The organism is Treponema sp. OMZ 838, assembly GCF_000775995.1.
In the GTDB taxonomy this organism is placed as follows: Bacteria; Spirochaetota; Spirochaetia; order Treponematales; family Treponemataceae; genus Treponema.
Window position 1 is genome coordinate 2,657,221 of the sequence record NZ_CP009227.1, and the last position, 24,622, is coordinate 2,681,842.

The 24,622-nt window shown below is 44.7% G+C and carries 28 protein-coding genes; 9 read left to right on the top strand and 19 right to left on the bottom strand.

Going from position 1 to position 24,622, the window contains the following annotated elements; translation table 11 throughout:
• Window positions 1–42: 42 nt before the first annotated feature.
• The 13 genes from QI63_RS12010 to QI63_RS12070 all read right to left on the bottom strand — a co-directional run bounded on the left by QI63_RS12010 (window position 43) and on the right by QI63_RS12070 (window position 13,586).
• Window positions 43–807: a M15 family metallopeptidase gene (locus tag QI63_RS12010; protein ID WP_044016737.1), complete on the bottom strand. Its 765-nt coding sequence runs from the start codon at window positions 805–807 to the stop codon at window positions 43–45.
• Between the two features lie 24 nt (window positions 808–831).
• The gene (locus tag QI63_RS12015; RefSeq protein ID WP_044016738.1) at window positions 832–1,221 is read right to left on the bottom strand and encodes a hypothetical protein; all 390 of its coding nucleotides are present in this window, start codon (window positions 1,219–1,221) and stop codon (window positions 832–834) included.
• A gap of 19 nt (window positions 1,222–1,240) precedes the next feature.
• Window positions 1,241–1,570, bottom strand: coding sequence for an STAS domain-containing protein (locus QI63_RS12020; RefSeq protein ID WP_369792403.1), 330 nt, complete (start codon window positions 1,568–1,570; stop codon window positions 1,241–1,243).
• Window positions 1,571–1,586: 16 nt separating this feature from the next.
• The gene (locus QI63_RS12025) at window positions 1,587–3,716 is read right to left on the bottom strand and encodes a PP2C family protein-serine/threonine phosphatase (protein WP_044016742.1); all 2,130 of its coding nucleotides are present in this window, start codon (window positions 3,714–3,716) and stop codon (window positions 1,587–1,589) included.
• 3 nt (window positions 3,717–3,719) lie between these two features.
• Complete coding sequence (locus QI63_RS12030; protein WP_044016744.1) at window positions 3,720–5,192, bottom strand: PP2C family protein-serine/threonine phosphatase; 1,473 nt, start codon at window positions 5,190–5,192, stop codon at window positions 3,720–3,722.
• A gap of 114 nt (window positions 5,193–5,306) precedes the next feature.
• Window positions 5,307–7,163, bottom strand: a complete 1,857-nt coding sequence (locus QI63_RS12035; protein ID WP_052185564.1) for an oligopeptide ABC transporter substrate-binding protein — start codon at window positions 7,161–7,163, stop codon at window positions 5,307–5,309.
• 15 nt (window positions 7,164–7,178) lie between these two features.
• Window positions 7,179–8,099 (bottom strand): ABC transporter permease, encoded by a 921-nt coding sequence (locus QI63_RS12040; protein ID WP_016517946.1) that lies wholly within the window; start codon window positions 8,097–8,099, stop codon window positions 7,179–7,181.
• Between the two features lie 10 nt (window positions 8,100–8,109).
• Window positions 8,110–9,078 (bottom strand): ABC transporter permease, encoded by a 969-nt coding sequence (locus QI63_RS12045; protein ID WP_016517945.1) that lies wholly within the window; start codon window positions 9,076–9,078, stop codon window positions 8,110–8,112.
• Window positions 9,079–9,088: 10 nt separating this feature from the next.
• On the bottom strand, window positions 9,089–10,018 hold the full coding sequence (locus QI63_RS12050) for an ATP-binding cassette domain-containing protein (protein ID WP_044016750.1): 930 nt from the start codon (window positions 10,016–10,018) through the stop codon (window positions 9,089–9,091).
• A gap of 11 nt (window positions 10,019–10,029) precedes the next feature.
• Window positions 10,030–11,025, bottom strand: a complete 996-nt coding sequence (locus QI63_RS12055; protein ID WP_044016752.1) for an ABC transporter ATP-binding protein — start codon at window positions 11,023–11,025, stop codon at window positions 10,030–10,032.
• A 94-nt stretch (window positions 11,026–11,119) separates the two neighbouring features.
• Window positions 11,120–11,941 carry a Cof-type HAD-IIB family hydrolase gene (locus QI63_RS12060; protein WP_044016753.1) on the bottom strand — a complete coding sequence of 274 codons (822 nt, stop codon included), beginning with the start codon at window positions 11,939–11,941 and terminating at the stop codon, window positions 11,120–11,122.
• Window positions 11,941–13,107, bottom strand: coding sequence for an aminotransferase class I/II-fold pyridoxal phosphate-dependent enzyme (locus QI63_RS12065; RefSeq protein WP_044016755.1), 1,167 nt, complete (start codon window positions 13,105–13,107; stop codon window positions 11,941–11,943). The genes QI63_RS12060 and QI63_RS12065 overlap by 1 nt, the downstream gene beginning before the upstream one ends.
• Window positions 13,104–13,586, bottom strand: coding sequence for an Lrp/AsnC family transcriptional regulator (locus tag QI63_RS12070; protein WP_044016757.1), 483 nt, complete (start codon window positions 13,584–13,586; stop codon window positions 13,104–13,106). The genes QI63_RS12065 and QI63_RS12070 overlap by 4 nt, the downstream gene beginning before the upstream one ends.
• Window positions 13,587–13,750: 164 nt before the next feature.
• On the opposite strand from QI63_RS12070, the gene QI63_RS12075 reads away from it, so the two are divergent.
• Entirely contained in the window at window positions 13,751–14,794 is a 1,044-nt protein-coding gene (locus tag QI63_RS12075; protein ID WP_044016759.1) for a hypothetical protein, read from the top strand.
• A gap of 38 nt (window positions 14,795–14,832) precedes the next feature.
• Here QI63_RS12075 and truA read toward each other — a convergent pair whose 3' ends face one another.
• Genes truA through folP form a run of 6 tightly spaced genes read right to left on the bottom strand, consistent with a single transcriptional unit; the run spans window position 14,833 to window position 19,598 of the window.
• Entirely contained in the window at window positions 14,833–15,660 is an 828-nt protein-coding gene (gene truA / locus QI63_RS12080; RefSeq protein WP_044016761.1) for a tRNA pseudouridine(38-40) synthase TruA, read from the bottom strand.
• Window positions 15,647–16,528: a DUF2225 domain-containing protein gene (locus QI63_RS12085; protein ID WP_044016762.1), complete on the bottom strand. Its 882-nt coding sequence runs from the start codon at window positions 16,526–16,528 to the stop codon at window positions 15,647–15,649. The genes truA and QI63_RS12085 overlap by 14 nt, the downstream gene beginning before the upstream one ends.
• A 41-nt stretch (window positions 16,529–16,569) precedes the next feature.
• Complete coding sequence (locus tag QI63_RS12090) at window positions 16,570–16,971, bottom strand: holo-ACP synthase (RefSeq protein WP_044016765.1); 402 nt, start codon at window positions 16,969–16,971, stop codon at window positions 16,570–16,572.
• Complete coding sequence (locus QI63_RS12095) at window positions 16,968–17,948, bottom strand: CdaR family protein (protein WP_044016768.1); 981 nt, start codon at window positions 17,946–17,948, stop codon at window positions 16,968–16,970. The genes QI63_RS12090 and QI63_RS12095 overlap by 4 nt, the downstream gene beginning before the upstream one ends.
• Window positions 17,945–18,757 carry a diadenylate cyclase CdaA gene (cdaA, locus tag QI63_RS12100; protein ID WP_044016770.1) on the bottom strand — a complete coding sequence of 271 codons (813 nt, stop codon included), beginning with the start codon at window positions 18,755–18,757 and terminating at the stop codon, window positions 17,945–17,947. The genes QI63_RS12095 and cdaA overlap by 4 nt, the downstream gene beginning before the upstream one ends.
• Window positions 18,744–19,598: a dihydropteroate synthase gene (gene folP / locus QI63_RS12105; RefSeq protein WP_044016772.1), complete on the bottom strand. Its 855-nt coding sequence runs from the start codon at window positions 19,596–19,598 to the stop codon at window positions 18,744–18,746. The genes cdaA and folP overlap by 14 nt, the downstream gene beginning before the upstream one ends.
• A 434-nt stretch (window positions 19,599–20,032) precedes the next feature.
• On the opposite strand from folP, the gene QI63_RS12110 reads away from it, so the two are divergent.
• The 8 genes from QI63_RS12110 (at window position 20,033) to QI63_RS12145 (ending at window position 24,615) form a co-directional block, all read left to right on the top strand.
• Entirely contained in the window at window positions 20,033–20,215 is a 183-nt protein-coding gene (locus QI63_RS12110) for a hypothetical protein (RefSeq protein ID WP_044015352.1), read from the top strand.
• Window positions 20,202–20,564: a VRR-NUC domain-containing protein gene (locus tag QI63_RS12115; protein WP_235619718.1), complete on the top strand. Its 363-nt coding sequence runs from the start codon at window positions 20,202–20,204 to the stop codon at window positions 20,562–20,564. The genes QI63_RS12110 and QI63_RS12115 overlap by 14 nt, the downstream gene beginning before the upstream one ends.
• 17 nt (window positions 20,565–20,581) lie before the next feature.
• Complete coding sequence (locus QI63_RS12120; RefSeq protein WP_081984448.1) at window positions 20,582–21,352, top strand: DEAD/DEAH box-containing ATP-dependent helicase; 771 nt, start codon at window positions 20,582–20,584, stop codon at window positions 21,350–21,352.
• Window positions 21,353–21,380: 28 nt separating this feature from the next.
• A complete protein-coding gene (locus QI63_RS12125) occupies window positions 21,381–22,841 on the top strand; it encodes a DUF1351 domain-containing protein (protein ID WP_144389691.1) in 1,461 nt (486 codons plus the stop codon).
• Between the two features lie 12 nt (window positions 22,842–22,853).
• Window positions 22,854–23,465: a hypothetical protein gene (locus tag QI63_RS12130; protein ID WP_044016776.1), complete on the top strand. Its 612-nt coding sequence runs from the start codon at window positions 22,854–22,856 to the stop codon at window positions 23,463–23,465.
• An 18-nt stretch (window positions 23,466–23,483) separates the two neighbouring features.
• Entirely contained in the window at window positions 23,484–23,915 is a 432-nt protein-coding gene (locus tag QI63_RS12135) for a hypothetical protein (protein WP_044016778.1), read from the top strand.
• Window positions 23,916–23,918: 3 nt separating this feature from the next.
• Window positions 23,919–24,221 carry a hypothetical protein gene (locus QI63_RS12140; RefSeq protein WP_044016780.1) on the top strand — a complete coding sequence of 101 codons (303 nt, stop codon included), beginning with the start codon at window positions 23,919–23,921 and terminating at the stop codon, window positions 24,219–24,221.
• Window positions 24,222–24,285: 64 nt separating this feature from the next.
• Window positions 24,286–24,615 carry a hypothetical protein gene (locus QI63_RS12145; protein ID WP_215904696.1) on the top strand — a complete coding sequence of 110 codons (330 nt, stop codon included), beginning with the start codon at window positions 24,286–24,288 and terminating at the stop codon, window positions 24,613–24,615.
• Window positions 24,616–24,622 lie beyond the last annotated feature (7 nt).

Consider the following 24,622-nt stretch of genomic DNA (forward strand, 5'->3'; position numbering starts at 1 on the left):
TCCATGATGACCCAACATACAATCAGTTTTAGAGGCATCGTCTTATTTCGTTTGTTTTTTCCAAGTGTCAATAAATTCAAGCATATACTGCTGAATACCGCCGAACCATTTTTGCTGAAAAGCACAGGCTTCCGCACCGATATAGCGGTAATGCCACGATTCCCACACATAGCCGGTTACCGCTTCGTATCCCTTGGGAAAAGAAAGCGACCAGCCGTATTTTGCAGCATTCTGCAATACCCATTTACCGGCGCGCGTTTGCGCAAACTCATCCGAAATGGAACCGAAATCTACGACCGTACCAAGCTGGTGTTGGCTTGTTCCCGCACGGGCGGAAAACCGTTCGGCTTCTTTTTCGCCGGATTCCCGTACATAGCGGTCAAATAAATTTTTCTGATATGTATATGAACGATACGAGGAACTGACAACCAGCCTAACGCCATCCTGTTGTGCTGCAAGCGCCATTTCCTGCAACGCTTGTTCCGCCGTTTTTGTCAGGGATAAATCCTTTCGGTTAATTATGTATGCGCGGCCGGTACTGAGCGTTACAAGGTTTTGCGGCGTATATCCATCAGGCAATAAATGCCGCTTATCAACCAAGATCAAGAGGTTCTCTTGGTCGGCGGCTAAGATATTCTGCAAGTCAGCTAAGAAGGAAGCTGCATTGTTACGAATATGACGCTGCATCTCTACCGGAATAGCAGCAGGATATACAAAATTGCGAAGCTGTATTTCCATATTCGCATCAGCTGCCGTTACACAAAAAAACGATAGCAGACACATTATTGTACAAAGTATTTTTTTCATACCACTTACTTTTTGGCGCCGTGTTTATAAGTACACAATAATACAGGAGCGTGAATGTTCTTGCCGGTAACAGACTTTACGGGCAAGATTTTTTGTCATCAATAAACCGAATCCTCGGTACCGCTTTGCTTTAGGATCAAAATGGGGTTTAGTTCTCTTGAGCGCATCCAATAAATTGTCAAAATTCGTGCTGTGATAGGAGAAACAAAGACGCGGAAAGAACATATTGGATATACTCAATCGAAGCTCTTTACTTTCTGGAAAGACAGCATGCTCGGCAATATTATCAAACACTTCTGTTGCGATAATAAGTGCTGTTGCCCGTTTACTCTCAGGAATATCTTTAGAGGTAGCGATAAAATCTTCGATAAAGCCAATATTTTTTAAATCGGCTTCTACCTGTAAATGGTTCACGCCCTTATACCGTATCAGCCTATTTTACTTCATCAAGTGAGTGAATAATCGGAAATACTTCTGAAAAACCGGTGGAGGCAATCGCAAGCTTTACAACCTCTGAAGGATTCATAATATAAATTTTATGACCAAGCTCGGCTCCGTCTTCGGAAGCAGCCATGAGGATACCCAATCCTGATGAAGACAAGTTGGTAACACGGGATACATCCAATACGATTGAGCGCTCCTTAATAAGGTTGTAAACCTTCGTCTCAAATTCATGGTATGTGTATGAATTTATTGAACCGGCTACTGTCAGTAATACAAACGTATCATTCATTTTTTCCGTAATCGTTAAATTATCCATCATAATACTCCTATGTTAATTATTGATTATATTTCAATACCAATATGGTAACATCATCATCGATTTTACGCAAAATAAAATCCAGAAGGTTATTATAAATCGTGCGAGCAATCTGAGAGGGTTTAGCACCGTTATTTTCCTGCAGTATCCGTCCAACACGATCGCTGCCGAACCGGTCGCCTTTTAGGTTCGTTGCTTCAAGCAAACCGTCAGTCGTAAAGACAATTGCATCTCCCTTGTGCATCGTGATTTTTCGTACCTTTAAGAAAGGTTCAATATTCTTTACAAAGCCGAGAACCCTGCCCTCACCTTGAATTTCAATTGCATTTTTATATGAGCTGATATACATCGACATCAACGGAATACCGCAGTTCAAGTAGTAAATTGTATTAGTCGGAAAGTCGATAATACCGAACAACCCGGCAAAGAATGTTCCGCGCGGTAGATTATCCTTTATAAACCGGTTTACCTTTGTTACCAATTCCTTAAAATCGGAGATTGTCTGTAGATAGGTATGAATAATCGACTTTAAAATGACCATCGACATACTTGCACTTAACCCCTTACCGGAAACATCCCCAATAAGGAACATTGCCCGTTTTTCGTTCAGCGTAATATAGTCGATAAAATCGCCGCCGAGCTGATGCGCTGAGTATGCAATAGAATCCATTGAAAAGCCATGCGATTCAAGGGTATCCTTATAGTTCTGAATGGATCCGATAATTTGGTCGGACATTTCAACTTCACGGTCAATCGTAACGGTAATATCCTGTTTGGAAATATTCCTAAGGTAATAGATTACCAAAAAGAAATACGAATACATATTGGACAAAACGCGTATGTCATACAGATTGTATTCCGCACTGTGTGTCTTAGGAGCTAACAGGATACAGCCGATGAGCTTTTGCCCCTCTCTCATACTGATAAGTATCTCGGTCTGTGTTGTTTCAAAGATATCAAGCAGCTCATCACGTATCGATTCATACACATAATTGGCAATAAGTTCTGTTTTTGTAAGAACAATATTATTTTGACTGAGCAGATACTCAAAACAGGCAAGGTTTGCGCTTAATGTATTATGATGATCAAAATCCGAATAGACCGTTTGCAAATTCATGTTTTCATCACTGACAAGAATATCGAGCCCTTTACACGTGATATACTGCTTCATAATTCTCGGAAAAGTCTCCAACACCGTATCGTGGCCTTTTCCAAAATCGAGTTTTTGCAGTTCGGCATCCAACCTCACTTCATAATCTGCCGTCCTACCTAAGGCATATCTAAGCTTACGGGCAACAAAGCTTCGAATAAAGAAAAGAATAATACACGAAACTGTAATCGAAGACATCCAACCCCCGACCGAAGGGATAAACTGCATAATAAGTGCTGTTGTCAAACCTGCAGCTCCTGCAAAGATCGCAGTAAAAAGGATAAACCGGAGAAACCCGAAGAAAATTTGCTTAATATCAAAAGCACGCGTCAGCGAAAATACGGCATTATCAAGCATCAGCATAGCGGCATACCCGAACGGTATAAAGGCAAACGCCCAGGAAAATACCTGAAAAAAATAACTTTCGGTAATCCATATTGCAAGAGCAAGTCCGATGGAAAATCCATGCAAAAGCAGCTGCTGCCGGTGAATATTGCTTTTGACAAAAAACATTTTGACAAAGCATATCGTAATTGAAAGCACCGGAACAAAGAATATGTAAATATACATAAAGAGTTTAATACCGGCCAATCCAGGAACAACATCACGCTGTGAAAAGTAAAAGCCTCTCAGCGGGTTCCACTGGAATCTCCCGACGAAGAATATGATAAGACCGATACCCGCGATATGGAATACTGTGTTAATCTTTTGGAGCACTTTATATATTTTAAAATTAGAAATAACAAGAACCATATCAAGGATGTGGTAAGAGGCAAGCAGCATAAAGAAGATGCCGCACATCGTTACGACGCGTTGTATACCGGCTTGACCGTAAAAAACCAGATGAACGGAAGCAGCTATACAAAGCGCAAAAGCGGCAGCGGGTACCGTAATCTTATTTAACAGAACATTAATACGATTCGATTGATGAAACGAAAGATACGATGAGTTTACAAGGAGTAACACAGCGCCAAAATACGTAAAGAAAATTAAACCCATACATTATCCCTTTAATTTTACTGCTAAAATAGTAGTATCATCCCGGAAGGCTTTTGCAGCACTATAATTAAGCCCCAATTCGGCTACCTTTGAGGTAATTGATGATGCATCCGACGAAGCAAAAGATTTAATCGATTCAATGTAAAGATCATTACTACCGAGTTCCACGCCTTCTTCATTGGTAATTTCGGGAATGCCGTCCGTCGTAATAACAAGCAAATCATTACGGTACAGAGGCTTTTCAGCAACGGTTACCGAATCGATATCGATGATTCCGATAACGGAACAATTTGAATCAAGCATCTTTACTTTATACCCTTCCGCTGCTCTGGTAAAGATCATCGGCGCTTCCATTGACGCATTTACATAGCGTATTTTCATCGCCTTAGTATCGATAATTCCTAAAAACACAACGGTATATTTATCAAGCAGATTCATACGCTTAATAGCGCTGTCTACCGCAAAGATCAAACCGGCAAGATCTTCTTTATTTTCCATAATCCGTATTGTATTTACAACAACGCCCATAACAAGCGCTGCGGCAAGTCCCTTTCCGGAAACGTCCCCCGTAATAATCAGAGTTTTATCTTCATCGATGGGGATAATATCATAATAGTCTCCCGATACGTTCACTAAAGGCCGGAAGTAAACACCTATATCCAATTGATCGAGCGCCGGTATTTTTTGCGGCAGGAATGCACGCTGAGTATTTGCAACCATCTGCCATTCCTGTGCAAGCTCCGAATAATAGAGGAGCTGTGACAGTGTTTTTTCACGTCCGAAATAGTTTTTAAACTCCGCAAACAACTGAGGGAATATTTCAGGCTCAAGCGCGCGGATATAGCGACAAATAATAAAAAAACGTGCGGAACTGTATGCAATAACAAGTCCCCGGGCTTGTTTCCTGTCGGAAGTCATTTGCATAGCAGCATCCAATAAATAAATATTTTCTCCCCAGTGATCAAGCCATTCGGCAGAAAAACGGTGTGCCAACTTTTCATACACATCGGGATCCGAAACATACGCCGACGTACTGCTGTATACAACTAAATCGGTGTCGGTATTCGTAAGCAAAACGGAGCAATCAGCCTTATATTCAAGCTCCTGCTGAATAGCTTCAATCAGGTTTTCACGTGTATAGCAAAAACGCAATCTGTTGATAAAAGCCGCAAAAAGGGCGGTCTCAGTTTCTTTATATATCCTTTCCTGTACCCTACGGGATAAAAAAACTGTTCCAATTGAGGCCATAATGGAAGCAATAGCAAAGATCGCAAAAGCAAAACCGAAACGGGTAAGAAAGCTGAAATTTGGAAGCATCCGGTATTGTGTTACCATCAATGTAAGGTCTTTTGCCGAAATCAGCCGTCCCAAAAACGAAAAACGGGGGCTCAAAGCGAGCATAAAAGCTGAGAAAACCAAGCTGATGCCGGTAAAAATAACTAATTTTCCCCAAAATTCCTGTTGTTTTCGTATCATGCGCTACAACCTCGTAACCATTTTAATTTACTTGAAATGCAAATAACACCGACCTGCCGCTATCGAACAGATCAGTGTTATTTCATATCATTATTTTTATTTAATTTCTATCCGTTATTTCATGGTATTAACGGCAGGTTTGTCGCTAACAAGCGCCGCATCGCACCAGTCCCAGTCCTTAACAAACCGTATATCCCAATTCTTAACCCGCTTGTTAACAGCACAAAGTCTTATGCGATATGCGGTTGGAACTGCAGGAGCTTCTTCCAGTATATTTTCGTCCCATTCCTTATAAGCCTGAGCGCGGAATACCTCGTCAAAGGAATCTTCCGAAGAAATCTTAGCAAGCAGTTCATCATTTTTCTCATTAACCCAGCGGAGCCGGTTAAATTGAGCCTCTCTGCCGTAAAGACCGTTTGGACGGGGATTTGAACCTACCCCCCATGCAGCCATATACATTTCCACGGCAGGGTCATCGTTTCTCAGTCTATCATAAAAGGCATTGAATTCGATCAGCCGACCATCGTTCAGCGCAACATTTAATCCGACATCTTTCCAGTTTTGGATATAGTAATTTGCAATCGGAGCTGCTACATCGCTGCCGCTCATATACAAGAAATTGATCTTGAGCGGTTTTCCATCCGGCGTTTCACGATAGCCGTCTCCGTCAACATCCTTATAGCCTGCTTCATCGAGTAGCTGTTTCGCCTTTTCGGGATTATAGGAGTATCCTTTCCGATTTATATCGTAAAATCCGGGGTGATACGGCGTAATAAAGGAGTTGGCAGTAAACCGTAAGCCATGGTAGTAGATATCGTTTATTCCATCGTTATCCATCGCATAACCGAGCGCCTGACGCAACGCCTTGTCTTTAAATTTACCGCCGTCGGGGAACATTTCGCATTCGCCTTTTTCTTTATTCCATACACCGAACTTGAAGCCTAAATACCCATAGGCATTATCTACATTACAGATGAAATCAAGATTATCAACCTTCAACTTCGGCTTTCCGTTTTCGTCAAATACCGTTCTTCCTTCGTCATCAAGCACAACAAATTGGTCATATAAATCAGCTCTAAAATAATCGACAATATCAACTTCACCGGCTTTCAAAGCTGCGGCAAGAGATGTCGGCGCAATCCGTTTCATAATCAGCTTATCGAGTGCGATTTTTTTGCCATACCAATAAGGATTAGGTACATACTCGATAATATCACCTTCTACCATAGAATTGATCACAAAGGGACCGCAGGAAAGCGGTGTTTTCCGTACACGGTCATGAGAAGCCATTTCCGTCAATGGAATATCTTTAAGATAATGATACGGTTCCGCATTATAGGTGATACCGGATCCCCACAGAATACCGGGTTCATACTCTATAAAAGCTACTTCTACCGTTTTATCGTCTATTTTTTTAACACCGGAAATATTTTTAGCCTTGCCTTCATGGTAGTCAACCATACCGACAACATTCGCATAACGGCTATCATAACGAACACCGGTATAATCGGGATGTCCGATACACTCATAGCAGAAAATAATATCTTCAGCAGTTACCGGTACGCCGTCCGACCATGTGAGCCCCGGATTAATATGATAGGTAGCTGTTTTCTTTTCACGGTCGAATGTCATAGCACAATAACCCTCCCGAATTTCGTGATTGGGACCATCAACCATGAAGTTAGCCAACATCGGCAGCATTGCCTCATACGTCGGATTATCTTCATATAAGAACGTATTGAATATTCCTTTCCACGGTGTATCACCGACAAGACCGCAGACCAGAGTACCGCCGGCAAGTATTTCCCCTTCCCGTTCGATCATTTGTGGAAACAACAATTTTAATTCTTTATTTGCTTCCTTCCCCTCGCCGCTTTGTGCAGTTTGCGTTTGTTCCGTCTTACCGCCGCAGCTTGCAAGTACCATCATTACCGCGCATAAAAACGCAGCAATTTTTAAACTCTTTGACATTGTCTTCCTCCTCATTTATTTATAACGCTGCTTTGCATCGGAGGCGCGTTTTATCGTTTGTCCGACGTAGTTGATACACAGCATTAATACCATAATAAGAATAGATGCAGGCAGCCATACCCACAGCTTACCGGAAATAGTTCCCGGATCGCGCGCATAGCCAATCAGCGTACCAAGCGACGGCGATGTCGGCGGGAGACCGAAGCCTAAAAAGCTCATTCCCGTTTCGATACCGATATTACCTGCCATACCGAGCGTAAAGTCAACGATAATAATCGAAGCGATATTCGGCAAAATGCCGCCGTACATAATCTTAAAGTCACTTGTTCCCATAATGCGCGATGCATTCACATAATCGCGGCGGTTTTCGGACAAGGCCTTACTGCGTACAAGCCGGGTAATATGCACCCAATAAAAAAAGGACATTATACAGATAAACGTCCAAATATTATAAGAGGGAACAATCGTTACAAATACGATAATCAGCATAACGACCGGCAAAATCATAATAAAGTCGCAGATACGCATGATGACATTGTCGACCCTTCCCCCGTAAAAACCGGTAATCAGGCCGAAAAAGACGCCAACGATTTCGGTAATAATGGTTACGCTGAATGCAATAAGGATGGAATTACGCGCCCCGATAATCAGCTGAGGCAAAATCGGCCGACCACCAAGATCTGCTCCGAGCAGAAACTTTTTACCGGGCACCGAAAACTTATCCCGTAAGCTTACCTTCATAACCGTTTCCGTATCCAGTACAAAACCGCCGATGATAATCACTGCAAAGATAATAACCAATATGCCGAGTGCAAGGATTGCGGCTTTATCATGTTTAAATTCCGTCTTTACGATCTTCCAAAACGACGGCACGGAAGTCATCTCTTTCAATGTCGCTTCGTCTATACTATCAATATCAAATGCCGTTTTTTCCATACCTACCTCTTTACTCAATTCTGATCCGCGGATCAACGATTATCATAATAATGTCGGAAATCAAGCTACCGAACAGAGCCAGCGTTCCGTACAATAAGGTGAGTGCATTGATAACCGAATAATCGCGTGACATAATCGATTCGATGAACAACATGCCCATTCCTTGATACATAAAAATCGTTTCGACGAATATTGAACCGGCAAGCAAGCCCGTTACCGTAAAGCCGAAGAAAGCCGCTATCGGCAATAAGGAATTTCGGAAAATATGGTGTGTATACACCTTGTCGATCGGTACGCCCTTGCTCCGCGCCGTTTTAACATAATCTTGACTTTTTGCATCGATAATCTCGTTGCGAAGATATTGCACGATACTTGTTGTACGCAGTACCGCCGCCGTAATCGCAGGAAGCAGCATATGATACAGGCGGCTTAGGATAAAGCGCCCTCTGTGTCCCATCGCATCCAGCCCGACAAAACCCGACGTCGGAAAAATTTTGAGCCGATAGCCGAATAATAAAAGACTCAAAAGTGCAAGGATAAACGTCGGAATTGCATACGTGATAAAATTATAAACCAACACCGCCTTATCGAATTTCGAGCCGTTATAACGCCCTGCGCGGATACCAAGAGGCACGGCAATTGCATACGTCAAAATAACGGTTAAAAGTGAAAGCCACAGGGTGTTTTGCGCCGGTAATAGAATTTTATCTTTTACCGGAATTTTATACGTATAAGAGACACCGAAATCACCGTGCAGCAGAATACGCCCCATCCAATTCTTATACTGAACCGGCCACGGGTCGTTTAAACCTGCTTTTTCCCGTAGTTCTTCAATACGGCTCGCATCGACATTCGGATTATTTATCAGGCCGGTAAAGGGATCACCGGGCATCATTTTTCCGATTAAGAACACCAAAACACTCAATACAAACAGCTGCGGTATCATAATAAGGATACGGCGTACTATCGTCTTCCACATACTCTTCCCCCTAATCCTTCAATGCAGCGTAATGAGTGTCGCTTATTTTCTTTAAATCGTACACTCGCCCTTCGGGACTAAAGTAACGCTCCGCTTCACGCTTGTATATTTCTTCAATTTCGGCACGGCGTTTTTTATATTCTTCGCGTATTTCGACATTCATTTCAGGGATAGCTGCGATAAGCCGCTTGGTGTAAATATGCATCGGGTTACGGTAAATATCTTCCCGCGTTCCCGCTTCTACGAATCGGCCGCGGTACATAATGTAGATGTAATCGCACATATGTTTGACAACGCCTAAGTCGTGCGAAATAAACAGATAGCTCAACATAAATTCGCGCTGAATTTCTTTAAGAAAGTTGAGAATTTGCGCCTGCACCGAAAGGTCAAGCGCGGAAACCGGTTCGTCCGCCACAATGAGTCGCGGATTAACGGCAATTGAACGCGCAACACCGATACGCTGCCGCTGCCCACCCGAAAACTCATACGGGTACTTATATAAACCGTCGGGCGGTATCCCGACAATCTGCAAGAGCGAAAGTATTTTTTTTAATTCTTCATGCTTTGAAAGCCGTTCAAAATTCCTAATGGGTTCTGCGATAATGTCGCGGATACGTTTTTTAGGGTCGAGGCTCGACATGACGTCTTGAAACACCATTTGGACGTTTTCGTTATATTTAATCTTTTTCCGCTGTGCCTTGGTATTTACAAGACTTCCTTCGTAGCGGATTTCTCCGCCGGTAGGCTGTTCCAATCCGACAATCGCTTTACCGATGGTGGTTTTTCCGGAACCGGACTCCCCGATAAGACCGTAGGTTTTTCCTTCTTCAATTTGAAAAGAAACACCGTCTACCGCTCGTACGTGATCCTGTATCGTGTTAAAAAAGCCGCCGCGGATAGGGAAATGTACTTTTAAATCTTTTACTTCCAATAATGCCATATCCGCCTCCTCTAAACCTCACCCTCGAACCGGAAATTTTTCCAGCAGGAGCAGCGGACAAAATGTCCGGGACTTACTTCGTGCAAGACCGGAGACTCTTCGTGTTCCTCAGCCGGAATCCACGGTATACGGTCGGCAAACCGACAGCCCGTATGCTTGAGTTTTTTAAGCGACGGCACCATACCTTTAATAACGTGCAGCATATCGTCGTCTTTATCCGCCTGCGGAATCGATTTAAGCAAAGACCGGGTATACGGATGCAAGGGATGAGTAAACAGTTCCTGCACGGTAGCCTGTTCGACAATCTGCCCCGCATACATAACCGCAACACGGTCGGCCACCTGCGCGACAACGCCGAGGTCATGGGTGATAAGGATGATACCTGCCTTGTGTTCTTCCTGTAAGTCTTTGATAAGATCGAGAATCTGCGCTTGGATGGTTACGTCGAGCGCCGTTGTCGGCTCATCGGCAATGATAAGCGACGGATTACAAGACAGCGCCGTCGCGATAAGCACCCGCTGCCGCATTCCGCCGGAAAGCTCATGCGGGAACCGCTGCGCCGTACGCTTGGGGTTCTGGATACCGACATCGTTTAAAAGCTGTAAAACTCGCTCCTGCCGCTCTTTTTCGTTGAGGTTGGTGTGGTACAGCAGGGCTTCTTCAATCTGCTTTCCAACCCGCTGAAGCGGATTAAGCGAGGCAAGCGGATCCTGAAAGATGAACCCGATATCTTTCCCGCGGATTTTGTTCATTTCATCTTCTGAAAGCGTCAGCAGATCCCTGCCGTTTAAGAGAATTTCGCCCGAAACTTGCGTAAAGCGCATATCGTGAAGCCCCATAACGGACATCGCAACGGTACTTTTACCGCAGCCGGACTCCCCGACAATTGCAAGCATCTCATTGGGATGAACGTCAAACGACACCCCGTCAACGGCATCATAGTAGTTGCCGTCGATACGGAAAGCCGTGTGCAAATTTTTAACGGTCAATAAATTGTTTTGTTCCATGATAGTTTACTGTATTTATAACCTTTTTTAATAGCTCTATAACACGGTATCACGGATACGCAAATTTTGCAACCGTACACCTATAAAAAAATCTCTATAGCACGTACTTCTCTAAAAAGTGAGCGATACCATCCTCGTTATTGGTGTAGTCGGTTACTGCGTACGCAATATCTTTGATAGCGTCGAGGCCGTTTTTCATGGCGATGCCGTATCCTGCAAGGCGAATCATCGTTTCGTCATTCATGCTGTCCCCGAATGCCATCACCGACTCGTTTTTGATACCGAGCAGCCATGCCAGCTCTTGCAGGAACTCCCCCTTACCGGTATCCAACGGAATTATTTCCAAAAAATACGGCTTGCTGGTAAACAGGACAGCCCTCGTACCGAACCGTTTTCTAAACTCAGGTTCGACGGCAGCGATAACATCCGGCTCCGCAGGGATGAGCAGCTTATACACCGGCTTGGTGCGCAAAATCTCCCGATAGTCATCCGGTATCACAATCTTCATTTTTGTCAGATGCGCATCCCTATCCGAAAAGACCGTCCGTTTAACGATGTAAATGGTATCGTCAAAATAGAGATGACAAGAGAGATTTTGCGACTCGATATAATCGTAAATCTCAAGCGCAAGATCGGCGCCGAGGCAGCGGCTGATGATTTCCAGCTTCATGTCGGAGGTCAATATCTGTGTTCCGTTGTTGCACAGGATATAGCTTTCCGTTTTATCCGAACCGATCCGCTGCGCATACGAATGCACCGAGCGAGGACTTCTCCCCGAAGCGAGCAGCGTCAACACACCCTTTTTCATCAATGCCTGTAAGACCGACACCGTATAATCGGAGATGGTCAGATCATCCCGCAAAAGGGTATCGTCCAAGTCCATTGCGATAATTTCTATATTTTTTAGCTTTTCCATTACAGCGGCTCGCCTTTCAGCAATTTACCAATACGCTCAAGCGCAATCCGTATCTTGCTTATGTCGGTAGCATAGCAGCAGCGGACAAAGCCTTCGCCGCCGCTTCCGAATACATGCCCGGGAACAACGGCAACTTTGTAGTCGGTAATCAGCTTAACCGCAAAATCTTCCGAGCTTAAACCGGTACTGCGGATATCAACAAAGAGGTAAAATGCGCCGTCGGGCGTTATATATGGAAGATTCATCGAATCAAAACTCTTCATCATCAAATTGCGCCGCTGCCGGTAGGAAACCCGCATCCGTTCAACCTCGTCCCAGCCGCGTTCCAATCCTTCCAGCGCCGCATATTGGCTCATAATCGGAGCGCAGATTGCCCCATACTGGTGAATTTTATGAACTTGAGCCATCAGCTCCTGCGGGCAGGCGATAAACCCGATACGCCAGCCGGTCATCGCAAAAGACTTTGAAAAACCGTTGAGGATAATGCAGTAATCCTTCATTCCGGGGAAAGAACCGATGGACACATGCGGCGCTTCATACCGAAGTTCGCAATACACCTCGTCGGAGAGCACCCAAATCTTGTGCTTTTTAACGACGGCGGCGATCTTTTCCATCTCATCAGCAGGAATCATCGTACCGGTGGGATTGTTCGGGCTGCAGATAATCAGCGCCTTGGTTTCCGGCGTAATGAGCGATTCGATGGCTGCCGCAGTCGGGATAAAGTTATCCGCCGAGGTATCCAGCCCGACCGGTTTTGCCCCGCAGAGCGCCACTAAGGGCTGATACGAAACATAGCACGGTTCCGCAACAATCACCTCATCTCCCGGGTTCAGGATGGAACGGAACACAATATCGATTGCTTCCGAAACGCCGAAGGTAATCAGCACCTCGTTTTTAGGAGAATACGACATACCGTAGCGGTTTAGATAGCTTGCAATCGCCTTGCGGAGCGGTTCAAGCCCCCAGTTTGAAGTATACGAAGTATGCCCGCATTCGAGGTGATACCATGCCTCCTCGCGCATACCCCACGGCGTTGCAAAGTCAGGCTCCCCTACCCCCAGCGAAATAATATCGCTCTGTCCGGCGGCAAGTTCAAAAAAGCGGCGGATACCGGAAGGAGCAACGCTCACAATCCGGTTGGAAAATTTATCGGGTCTATCCATCATGCGGTAATCTCTTCACGGGGATCTTTTTTCGGGTCGATATAATAGGTTCCGTTTTCCTTGTAGGTCTTGAGCACAAAATGCGTACGCGTACTGATAACCCCTTCGAGCGACGCGAGCTTTTCCGACACGAAAAAAGCAACCTCTTTTAAATCTTTTCCTTCAACCAGCACATGTAGATCATATCCGCCGGACATCAGCTGTACCGTCTTTACCTGCGGGTACCGGTATATCCGCTCCGCGATGCGGTCAAATCCATGTTCCCGCGCCGGAGCAACCTGAATTTCGATCATTGCCGATACCGTATCGCTGCTCGTCAGCCGTTCACGGTTGATAACCGCAGCATATTTTAAGATGATGCCCTCATCCTCTAATTTTTTAATGGCAGCACGCACTTCTTCCTCGGACTTACCCGTCATTGCGGCAATATCCTGCGGGCTCAGCCGTGCATCGTTTTCCAGTAAATCGATGATTTCCTGCATATCAACGTCCTTCCTTTTGTGCGAAATTTTCTTCAAACTTTCACACTATAGGGGTGGAATATAGCACAAAATACGGAGAAGCTAAAGGGTGTTTCAGTGTGCTGCATCATAATTGCAAATACCGGCTAAACAAAATACGGGTTATATGATATACTCTCGTTGCTGTGAACTATATTAAGCACTTTTATATCATTTTATCTTTGTCGTTTATTTTGCCGCTTCCCTGCCTCAGTCAATCTCTTGCCGGTATTTGGGAAAATTCGGAACGCTTTATTGAATATACCGGAAAGGCGGACGGCACTGCGGAAGATACACTGCGGATAGTCCTCAAGACATATTATCGCTTTGTGTATGAGGATATGGGTACCTACCCCGTCAAAGCAGTAAAACAAGAAGATACGGGAAATATTTATTCGTTGAATATCCGCTATCAGGGATTTAGAACACCGATAAAAACAAGCGTATGGGTGCACGGCAACGGATTCTTTTCCTCATTTTATAAAAAAATGCCCCATAATCTTATTGCCGATAGACGGCAAAGGCTCTCATCTTCGGGGTCTGCAGAGACGAATACTTATTCGCAGCCGGTACCTTCCCCATCAACGGCGCTTTTGGACGGATTTTGGGTTGAACAAGGTTTTCGTAACGGTATCTTGATATATCAGCAGGAGGCTCCCGCTTTTTTTGATGCCTTTTTCTTTAATGGAACACAGTACATCAAATTCCGCTATTGGACAGGCGATTTTGAATACAAAGAAAAATATGCAGGGTTTACATTCGATGACGGATTACAAGTATCCGTACCGAAGTTTATCAAGCAATACGGCACGATATACTGCTGCATAACCGATAACGGATCAAAGCTCAAAAACTATGAACAAGGCAGCGTATCGATCAGCACCGGCGATAATGGTATGCGGCAGCTGACACTTACACCACAAGGCGGCGGCCCGGGAACTCATGCAATCGGTGATGTGTATCCGAATCAAAAATATCCAAAGATACAATCGCTCCCGTTATATTATAGTGAAACGGATGCGGCTTTTGCATTCGGTGAGCCGTTTTTAACCCGATCATCAATTTCGGACTTACAGGAAGAAATACAACGGCATAACAGTCTCAAACGTCCGCCGCCCGAACCGCTCTTTAAAGCCGATGAACTTGATTTCTATTGGGATCGGATTAAAGAAATACGCAAGCAAGACTAAATGATGAACAAATGCATTGGACTTTTTTTAGGCTTTCATTATGAGGTACAAAAAGAGTTCGCTTCGTTTGCCTTGAGCAACTGCTGAGGATAATCAATCGACCATAAAAAGAGCCCCTGCGGAGGGGCGGTTTCTCCTGCATTCCGGCGGTCTTTTGAGCGGAGCACAACCTCAAAATCTTCTTTTGTGCCGTTCTGCTGTTCATAATGCAGCAAAGTTCCGGTTATCGAGCGTACCATACGCCACAAAAAAGCATTGGCGGAAATTTCAAACACGAGAAATTCCCTGTCGGTAAAAAATCGAGCGGTATAGATAGAGCGCGATTTGCTTTTACTCTGGTCACCGGCAGCAGAGAACGTTGTACAGTCCAATTCACCCGACAAGACGCTTGCCATCTTGTTAAGCAGGTTAATATCCGGTTCGCGCCGTATGTGCCAGCAATAGGGTAATTGGTGTGCAAAGGCGGTTTTCCCACAGTGAATAAAATACCGGTATGTGCGCGAGCGGGCACTGAAACGGGCGTGCAGGTTATCAGAAACATGAGACGCTTCCATAATCCGTACATCCTTGGGCAACGCAGAATTGAGCGCAGGAATAAAACTCTCCGGCTTTATCCGCGCTATATCGGTAAAAAAGTGAGCTGCCTGTCCGCACGCGTGGACACCGGCATCGGTTCTTCCCGAACCGAAAAGTTCCACAGGGTGTTTATGCAACAGTGCCAGCGCCCGCTCAATTTCTCCCTGTACGGTACGGAACGATTCTTTTCCGTGATGCAGCTGTTTTTGCCATCCATGGAAGTGTGTGCCGTCGTATGAGATACGGAGCAGAATATTACGCTGGAGAAGAGCCGAATCAGTCGTCGTCATCCGTTTCGTTCAATTCAAGTTTCAAAGCATCATAGAGCGTCCGGGCGTGCTCCAAAATCGGACCGGGCTTGCTTTTTGAGGATTTTCCGAGGCCGAACATTTTTGCCAATGCAATTTTATGCATTTCAAGCCGCTTCAACCGTGTCGCGGAATCCTGCCGCTGCCCGTACCGATATTCCAATAAGGCTCCCAAATAAATAACACCATCGTACCCATAGTTTTTGTCCACATCAGGGCCGAAAGATTTTAAGCCTGCAATCATCTCTTTACCGGTAGTTTCAAGTTCAAGCGCACGCCGGTACAAGAACAGTGCCTTTTGATAAAAAAGCTTGGAAATATACGTATAGTTTTCTTCCGGCTCTTTTTCTCCAAGTGTTGAAAAGAGCCATGCGGCGCGGAGTGCGCATATTGCCTGTTTAATAGTAGGAGAATACTTTGAATCAAAATAATCGTAGCAGAGTAAGGCCAGATAATAAGAAGCTGCTCCTTCGTGGAGTGTTCTGGCAGTAGTAAAATCAACATGTCCAAAAAGACCTTTTACCGCACTATAGCGTTCGTTCATCGCTTCAAGCAGTTTTTCGGCAATCGGTTTTTCGATAACTCTAAAATCTTGCGTAAAGCCCGCGTACAAACATTGCGGACAAACAGTCATGCTGTAGATAAGCGGATATACCTCCCCATATCGTGCTGACGGTTCATATAAGCGGCGCAATTCTTCCGTTAAATCGCCGGCAATAACACGGCCGCCGCCGGAATACATTTCTTCCCGTTTAAACTTTGCCCCGCATACAGGGCATTCAATCTGATCCTTGGAATAATAAGAAATAGCTGCTTCTTTTTTAGTTTGCTGATCTTCTTCACGTTTCATACTACGGCTCTCCTCTTAAACGTACCGTGTATTGGGCATCGCTAAAAAGCCTTCGCTTTTACCGAACACGGCTCACTTTCCAATATAACACCTGCAATAGCCATATTGCTTTCATGGGTCAGCGAAAGATGAATATGGGTACCGCGGATACGCTTGAACGGTATAGCTGCATCTCCAAAGAGCGTTAACTCAGGTTTTCCGTTCGGGTTATTGGTAACGAGGATATTTTTCAATGTTATCCCCTTTAACCCGGTACCGAGTGCTTTTCCGTACGCTTCTTTTGCGGCAAAACGGGCTGCCAAAGAATAGGCCGCGGTCAATCCTCTGCTTTTGGTTTCCGCCAATTCTTGCGGATGAAAAAAACGGGCAAGCAGCCCCTCATGTTTTATCCACCGCTGTATTCGGCTGATATCAACGGCATCTATGCCAAACCCGATAATCATCTATGTATTTCATCCTCTGCCGATACTTCCGGAAATTCCGCCGTTACCTGTACCGATTTAGGACTCACTTGCAGTATTTGCAGTTTTGAATACTCTGCCGATAATACCGGAACAACAGGCAGCGTATATACACCTCGTTCGGTAATGCTTTCACATGATACCGTCAATATATTTTCGGAAGGGCTCCATGTTTCCAGCAGTTTTTTGGAACCTTGTATCTCCAAGCTGCCGGTCTTTGTATCGGCGGTTATCGAAAGTTCTTTATTCTGCTTTTCAAAATAGATAGGGATATTATCAAACTTTTTCTTGATGGTTGTTTCATTGATTTTAACGGTGGTCTGTACTTGTGCCTTGCCGGCAATAGAAATCAGCGGATCGTTGTTGATGATGGAAGCTGTTCCGGAAAAGCCGTTTGTACGAGCTTCTATCGAAAGCGGCTCGGTCGCAAGTTCAGTAATTTTTTCAACGAGTTCGGCAGGGCCTTCAATTTCAACAGCCGCGGGTTCCAGCGAACTTTCGGTTACTTCGTAGCCGTCGGCGGGAATTCCTTTCAAAGAAAGTGTAACGGGCACCTGTTTGCGTATACTTGTTGCCAATCGAAGCGTTAAAATTGCCGGTTCCGTACTAATTTCCATATTGCCGAGCGGTGTTACCGTTCCTGCCAGCCGAGTTTCGATCGGTATCCGGTAAGTTCCTTCCGTTTTAAAATCCGATATATTGATAAAAGCGGTAATATCATTTTCGCCGATAGAGCCGATACCGGTGGCATCACCCCAAAGCGTAATTTTTATTTTAGCGGGATATTGCTCTGCAGGTGTGAGAGAGCCGTTGTTTTCAATGGTAAGCGGTACAATGAGGTATCGTTTATCTAAAAGAGTGCCGCGATAAAACTCCGACAGAAAAACGGCAAAGACAAGACAGATAATTTTAACCGGCCAATTTTCGGTAAGCCGAAGCAGTATTTGTTTTATGTTCATGAAGCGCTTCCTTCGGGTGTCTCAGCGGTTTGAGTTTTTGCCTTGACTTTGAGCAGATACGTCAGTTCCGATTCGATATTGTCCGTTGTAAGATCGTAATACAACTTTGAATCATACGCAAGGCTTATTGCTCCCGACTCTTCGGAAACAATAAGCACGACCGCATCCGTTTCTTCCGCAATACCGAGCGCGGCACGGTGCCGTGTTCCGAAACTCTTGTTAATGTCATCCTGCTTGGTAAGCGGCAGATAGCAGCCCGCCGCGATAACCCGTCCGTTATCGATAACAACCGCACCGTCATGCAGCGGGGTGTCAAATTCAAAAATAGTTACCAGAAGATTCGAGCTGATTTCCGCATTGATTCGGGTTGCAGACGGATTTTCAATTATCTCTTTTAAATTGTTCTGTCTTAAAAATATGACCAACATACCGCGGCGTTCTGCGGAAAGGCGCTCGGCAGCAGTTAATACATAATCGATATGGCTATGCTGGGAACGGGAACGTCTGAACCAATCGTTCTGCCCCATCGTTAGGAACATTCTCCGCAGTTCAGGTTGAAAGATAATCGCCGCGCCGATAACAACCCCAGTCGCAAGCGTATTCAATATCCAAAGCAGCGTCGTAAGGTGCAGCAAGAATGCAACCGCATAGATGAGGAGCATCAACAACGCTCCTTTTCCAAGCTGCGCTGCCTGCGTTTTAATCAGTATCTGATATGACTTATACATCAGAAACGCAAGGAGCAGCACATCCAGCACCGGTCCGATATAGGAGAGGTAGAACGACAGCATATCCCTAAGTAGTTCCATATTTTTGCAATTCCTTTAACACCAGTAATAGTTCCCGCGTTTCCGCAACATCGTGAACCCGCACAATCGACGCGCCTTGCTGCACCGCATACATCGTTGCGGCAAGCGTTCCGGCAAGCCGTTGTTCGGGAGAACCGCCGGTAACGGCGCCGATAAACGACTTCCGCGAAAGTCCTGCTAAAAGCGGATAGCCCAAGCCGGTAAAATAGGCACTTGCCGTAATCAACCGGTAATTATCTTCAACCGTCTTCCCAAAACCGATACCGTAGTCGATAATGATACACTCATGCGCTATTCCGCAGTTTAGAGCGTATGCAGCCCGTTCTTCAAGGTAATCCCGTACTTCCGTTACTACATTTCCATACTGCGGAACATTTTGCTGCATTGTCGGCGGCGTTCCCTGTTTATGCATAAGGACAACGGCGCCGCTTTCTTCCGCAATCAGCGTACCGAGAGCCGGATCATCGGTTAAAGCCGAAATATCGTTACACAGCGTTGCGCCAGCCTTAAAAGCAGCCTTCATAACCGCCGCTTTCCGTGTATCTACGGATATGGGAATAGCGCTGCGCTTCCGGACAGCCTCGATTAAGGGGATAACCCGCTCGAGTTCTTCTTCTTCACTGATATAGGAAGAACCGGGACGGGAAGATTCCCCTCCGATGTCGATAATGTCGGTGCCTTCCGCTTCCAATGCCAATACTCGCTCCAAGCCTTTTTCCAGGCTTATCGAACGGCTCGGTTCATAAAATGAATCGGGCGTTGCATTAACAATTCCCATAATAAAAGCCGGTAAATCAGTTTTTATGATATGCCCTTTTCCGCAATCAAGATGCAACCGCATAGCAGATTATAACAGATTTTACGGCTCTTGTCCTAGACTTCGCACACAGGGTAAACGCATTAGGCCGTTTTTTTAGTAACCCCGCAGAATAATTGTGTGCCAAAATTTCAAAAAAATGCACTAGATAGCCTCCAGTACATACCTTAACAGATTATCACAGCACCACATTACGAATCAATAACCTCTAACTGTAAGAGTAAAGGTAAGACGCGCAAGACCATGTTACGGCTGGCTTGCAAACGGCTTGCCTTGCCATCAATCAGAAAAGCCGATTACATCGGTTGTTTTTGAGCGGTTAAACAGGTTATTGCGGTTGTCTGTTTAATCGCTTAAAACGCGAGACGGATAGCCATAAGCACTCCGGAAGCACGTAGGGAAACCGCAAGTCAACCTTACGTGCTTTTTTTTTGCGCTAAACAGCGGGAGGTAAAAGAATGAACTATAAGGCTGTAGAAGTCTATTTTGATGATAAAGGGACTAGGCGGGAACACTTATGCGCCTTTGGATTCTGCGACACACTCGAAGATCAAAAGCGTCGGTTTATGCCGGATGTTCAGCTTTTTGAGATTTCAGATGCAGAACTTGAGAGTCTAAAGACAGCGTATGAAAAAGAATAGTTCTATGCTCAACAAAGAAATCGCGGAAGGTACGGTGATCCGCGAGGTAAAAGCCGTAATTGAATTAACCGGCCTTGCAATCCAACGGATAAATACCGGCGCTTTTGCAATCGGTACCGGCAAGGCGCGCCGCTTTATCCGCACTGCTAACAAAGGAACGCTCGATTTTGAAGGTTACGATAACCGCGGGCGGTTCGTCGGTATCGAGTGCAAGCGTCCGGTTGGCGGGCGTTTATCGGCAGAGCAAAAATACAGAATTAACGACATAAACAAAAAAGGCGGCGTTGCATTCGTGGTAACGAGTGGAGAAGCCGCATTACAGCAGCTGAAAAACGCGGGCTGTATATAACAAACAAGGAGGGCTTTATGGCAGTCATTGTCGCAGTAATGGGAGAAAGCGGAACGGGTAAATCAACCAGTTTACGCAATTTCAAGCAAGGGGAGGCATCGGTAGTTAATGTATCAAAAAAGCCGCTTCCTTTCCGCAACACATTATCAGTTTTAAAAACGGATAACTATCAAGACATTCAAACGATGCTCACGCGGGCGCAGGCAAAAAGTATCGTCATAGACGACGCGCAATACTTAATGGCTTTTGAGTATATGCACCGCGCAAAGGAAAAGGGGTTTGAAAAATTTACCGATATTGGCGCGAACTTTTTTAACCTGACACAAACAGCTGTTGCGCTTCCTGATGATAAGATTATCTATTTTCTTTTCCATATCGAACGAACAAAAGATGGGAATGAAAAGTGTAAAACGATTGGGCAACTGCTCGATGAGAAAATAACGCTTGAAGGGCTTTTTACCATCGTTTTAAAAACAGTCGTGCTATTAGACGGAAGCAATCAACGGCAGTTCTGTTTTGCAACAGTAAACAATGGTAGCGACACGGTAAAAACACCGATGGGGATGTTCGCAGAGCCGCTTATTCCGAATGATTTAAAAGCGGTTGATACGGTTATCCGCGAATATTACGGAATGCCTGAAAACATTTTCACGCCGCCGCATTCCAATACCACGCAGCAAGAAGCAAAGCAGAGAAATGCACAAAACAAAGATATGCCGCCGCAAAATCCTAGCAATCAGCAATCTTCTATTTTAAACTTCGCCAAACCACATGCAGAGACGGTCTAACAGTCGTACCATAAGGAGATATAAGAGCATGAAGAAAAAAGATGAGTTTATTTTTGATGAGAGATTCCATGTATACCGGCTAAACGGCGAAATCATTCCATCCGTTACAAAAATCATCCGCACTATTGCAGGAAAAGATTTATCACATATTCCTCCTGACATTTTGCAAAAAGCAGCGGCGCGCGGTACGGCAATTCATAAAGAAATTGAAACAGGTGTTATTCAATCCGTTGAAGCAAAATGGATTGAACAGAATATCATTCGTTCATCCTGCAAATTTGAGCAGCAGTTTTACCATACCATTGATGATTTTACCTATGCCGGAACTGCCGACATTGTTGCAAGCGATACGCTTTTTGATATTAAAACACAGAAAGAAGCGGACGTATTGAGCTGGGCGCTCCAACTCAACCTGTACAATCTCTTTTTCAAAAAGAAGTGTTTAAAGGTTTTGCATACGCCGAATACGGGTAATTTTTCGGTTGTCGATATTCCGTTTTTATCAATGGAGCAGATACAAGAAGTCATTAGCACCTATTTACAAGGCGCTCAATTACGGGAGGATTTTATGAATACACAGGAAGATAAAAAAGAAGTTGTTGAAATGCCTCCGCTTGCACTCAATCTTGAGGTTGTTGAACAGAATATCGGCACACTGAATACAAACGCCGCACAGCTATTAGAACGAGTTAAAGAGCGTCTTGCGTTTTATTCGATAGACCGCTATAGCGGCAAAAACATCGCAGCGGCAAAAAAGGATAAGGCAGAGTTAAACAACGCGGCGCAAATGCTCAATGCAGAACGTATCCGCATTGAAAAAGAATTTATGAAGCCGATCGAAACATTTAAAGCAACAGTTTCAGAAACGGTAAGTCTCATCAAAGAATGCTCGGCAAATATTGATGTAATTGTCAAAGAAGTTGAGCAAAAAGAAAAAGATAATAAGAAAGCGATCATTATCGAATACTTTGAATCGCTTCATTTTTCACTTGTTGATTTTGAGATGCTGTTTAATCCGAAGTGGCTTAATAAAACAACAAAGCTCAAAGACATTCAAGACGAGATGCGCGGGCGGATTGAAAAGATTGAAGCCGATTTAAGTGTTCTTGAGCGTATCGGAGAAGCGGAAGCGAAGCAATATTATTTATCAACGCTGAACCTCGATGCGGCTCTTGCAAAAGCGGATGAAATCAAAGCGAACAGGGAACGGCTTGCTGCTCTTGAAAAAGCTCAGGCAGAACAAAAAGAGCACGCATTGTCCGAAAAAGAGCGGCTCGATATGGAGGCGGCCGGAGAAGAAATCCCCTTGGCATACGATGCTTATTGTCCATCTTCGACATCTTTCTCCGATTCGGCACAGACAGAAACGGAGCCACAAGAAAGAGAAGAAAAGTTACAGGTTACTTTTATGGTAATTGGAACGGCAGATCAGTTAGTTGATCTTGAGGCATATATGAAAAAGGCACAGTTGCGCTATACATTTCAATAGGAGGATAGAAGTATGTTTAATGATTATCAAATAGATGAGAACTATTTTAACAACAATTTCAAAGCAGGTGAATGGGAATGTACTATATCCAAGGTAGAAGAGAAGGTGTCAAAGAAGAGTAATCCGATGATCGCTCTTTCGTTTACAATCGATGAGCAAGGGACGCTGTATTATTACATTGTCGATGATGTAAGTTCCGAAGAAGCATGGAGACGGCGTAATCAAAACTTGACTCGCTTTTTTGATTGTTTTTCAATCCCGCGTGGAAACTTTAATTATAACTCATGGATTGGAAAAAGAGGCATTATCAAAATCGACAAACGCGCTCCGAATGAGAATGGAGAGCAAAAGGGTTTTGAGGTAAAAGCCTTAATCGTACCGCAGCAAATGCAGCAAAATAATAATAACGGAACTTATCCGCAGCAAAGAAATACAATACCCAATCACCAATCGTACCCTCAACAAGGACAGAGCGCAGCGGTGGCTAACGGATATCAAGGCTATAATCAAACATCTCCGCAAAATAGTTATAGTCAAAGACCGTCGGCGTATCAAGGAACGGTACCGCAGAATACACAGCCTGCTACTACCGATCCTGAAAATTTTGACAATATACCGTTTTAATTGAAGGAGCCTTAATCCATGAAGAGCATCACGGTAACGCTGCATAGAGTTTTTAATAAAGGGCATCTCTGCTTTGAGCTTCCCAACAATCTCGTAGACAAGGAAGGGATAAAACAAATCCTTTCTTATTGCCGCGATAAGAAAAATGATTATGTCAGCGTTACCCTGACGCCTCCGCGCCGCCCGCGTAGTACAGGAGATCACTCGCAAAATCATCACTTAAACGGACACATCATGCAGATATGCGCGGACACCGGCAACGATTACGAAACGGTAAAGGCGAAGGTTAAAATGATTGCCTGCGAATGTTTCGGCTATCCATATACCGAGTTCCAGGGTGTAATCGTTCCGCAAGGTGAATCGAAAGCGAGTACAGAGGAATGCGCGTATCTAATAGAAGCAGCGCATTTATTAGCCGCTGACTTAGGCATTATCCTAAAAGAGGAATAACAGATGACAGAGCAGCAAGAAAAACAGCGCCGCTATGCACTGGCAAAAAGCGGCGGGGTATGTGAAGTATGCGGGCAGCGCCCTTTATGTGGAGCGTTGCAAGGGGCGCACCGGATTGGCAACACAAAAACAAACCGTGCGAAATACGGCGATTTTATTATCGACCATATTTTAAATATCGGCATGACGTGCAGCCAGCGGTGTAACGGTGCGCTTGATATTAGCCGAAACGAGGGCGCTTGTATTGCGCTTTGTAAAGCGATTTACGAGCGGGAGGCACTCAAATATCAAACGGATAGACAGTAGGCAGCTTCCGTTATTGTTCGATATTCCGTACTACAGCGAAGCGCAAACAGACAATCAAAGATTTATGAATATGCAAAAACGCTACATCATAGATAACGATACAAAAGCGCTTGCCGATATGTACCGGCTCGGTGTGAGAGTTGCGCTTAAAATGATTAACAAGTTCGCAGGATCGAACCGGCACCTTCAAAGCCTTGCGCGGATGGAGCGGAGCGAGAAAGCGCATAGCGCCTCAAGCTACATTATCGAACAATACTTAAAGCGGCCTACGTTCTACATAAAAAAAAGCTATACGGCATACCTGTATAAAAGAGTCCAGTATGAACTTTTTTATCATCGGAAAATCGACGCAGCGATTATCTACTGCGATATGACAAACGCGCTTTATTCATAGCGAGGGG

Excerpts from the sequence above, each read along its gene's own strand:
- QI63_RS12145 (WP_215904696.1), top strand. The coding sequence starts at position 24,286 with ATGAATATGCAAAAACGCTACATCATAGATAACGATACAAAAGCGCTT.
- QI63_RS12040 (WP_016517946.1), bottom strand. The coding sequence starts at position 8,099 with ATGGAAAAAACGGCATTTGATATTGATAGTATAGACGAAGCGACATTG.
- QI63_RS12070 (WP_044016757.1), bottom strand. The coding sequence starts at position 13,586 with ATGCAGGAAATCATCGATTTACTGGAAAACGATGCACGGCTGAGCCCG.
- QI63_RS12110 (WP_044015352.1), top strand. The coding sequence starts at position 20,033 with ATGAACTATAAGGCTGTAGAAGTCTATTTTGATGATAAAGGGACTAGG.
- QI63_RS12085 (WP_044016762.1), bottom strand. The coding sequence starts at position 16,528 with ATGAAACGTGAAGAAGATCAGCAAACTAAAAAAGAAGCAGCTATTTCT.
- QI63_RS12120 (WP_081984448.1), top strand. The coding sequence starts at position 20,582 with ATGGCAGTCATTGTCGCAGTAATGGGAGAAAGCGGAACGGGTAAATCA.
- QI63_RS12095 (WP_044016768.1), bottom strand. The coding sequence starts at position 17,948 with ATGAACATAAAACAAATACTGCTTCGGCTTACCGAAAATTGGCCGGTT.
- QI63_RS12035 (WP_052185564.1), bottom strand. The coding sequence starts at position 7,163 with ATGTCAAAGAGTTTAAAAATTGCTGCGTTTTTATGCGCGGTAATGATG.
- folP (WP_044016772.1), bottom strand. The coding sequence starts at position 19,598 with ATGCGGTTGCATCTTGATTGCGGAAAAGGGCATATCATAAAAACTGAT.
- QI63_RS12020 (WP_369792403.1), bottom strand. The coding sequence starts at position 1,570 with ATGATGGATAATTTAACGATTACGGAAAAAATGAATGATACGTTTGTA.
- QI63_RS12045 (WP_016517945.1), bottom strand. The coding sequence starts at position 9,078 with ATGTGGAAGACGATAGTACGCCGTATCCTTATTATGATACCGCAGCTG.
- QI63_RS12065 (WP_044016755.1), bottom strand. The coding sequence starts at position 13,107 with ATGATGGATAGACCCGATAAATTTTCCAACCGGATTGTGAGCGTTGCT.
- QI63_RS12090 (WP_044016765.1), bottom strand. The coding sequence starts at position 16,971 with ATGATTATCGGGTTTGGCATAGATGCCGTTGATATCAGCCGAATACAG.
- QI63_RS12030 (WP_044016744.1), bottom strand. The coding sequence starts at position 5,192 with ATGATACGAAAACAACAGGAATTTTGGGGAAAATTAGTTATTTTTACC.
- QI63_RS12010 (WP_044016737.1), bottom strand. The coding sequence starts at position 807 with ATGAAAAAAATACTTTGTACAATAATGTGTCTGCTATCGTTTTTTTGT.
- QI63_RS12060 (WP_044016753.1), bottom strand. The coding sequence starts at position 11,941 with ATGGAAAAGCTAAAAAATATAGAAATTATCGCAATGGACTTGGACGAT.
- QI63_RS12055 (WP_044016752.1), bottom strand. The coding sequence starts at position 11,025 with ATGGAACAAAACAATTTATTGACCGTTAAAAATTTGCACACGGCTTTC.
- QI63_RS12115 (WP_235619718.1), top strand. The coding sequence starts at position 20,202 with ATGAAAAAGAATAGTTCTATGCTCAACAAAGAAATCGCGGAAGGTACG.
- QI63_RS12140 (WP_044016780.1), top strand. The coding sequence starts at position 23,919 with ATGACAGAGCAGCAAGAAAAACAGCGCCGCTATGCACTGGCAAAAAGC.
- truA (WP_044016761.1), bottom strand. The coding sequence starts at position 15,660 with ATGACGACGACTGATTCGGCTCTTCTCCAGCGTAATATTCTGCTCCGT.
- QI63_RS12025 (WP_044016742.1), bottom strand. The coding sequence starts at position 3,716 with ATGGGTTTAATTTTCTTTACGTATTTTGGCGCTGTGTTACTCCTTGTA.
- QI63_RS12130 (WP_044016776.1), top strand. The coding sequence starts at position 22,854 with ATGTTTAATGATTATCAAATAGATGAGAACTATTTTAACAACAATTTC.
- cdaA (WP_044016770.1), bottom strand. The coding sequence starts at position 18,757 with ATGGAACTACTTAGGGATATGCTGTCGTTCTACCTCTCCTATATCGGA.
- QI63_RS12125 (WP_144389691.1), top strand. The coding sequence starts at position 21,381 with ATGAAGAAAAAAGATGAGTTTATTTTTGATGAGAGATTCCATGTATAC.
- QI63_RS12135 (WP_044016778.1), top strand. The coding sequence starts at position 23,484 with ATGAAGAGCATCACGGTAACGCTGCATAGAGTTTTTAATAAAGGGCAT.
- QI63_RS12050 (WP_044016750.1), bottom strand. The coding sequence starts at position 10,018 with ATGGCATTATTGGAAGTAAAAGATTTAAAAGTACATTTCCCTATCCGC.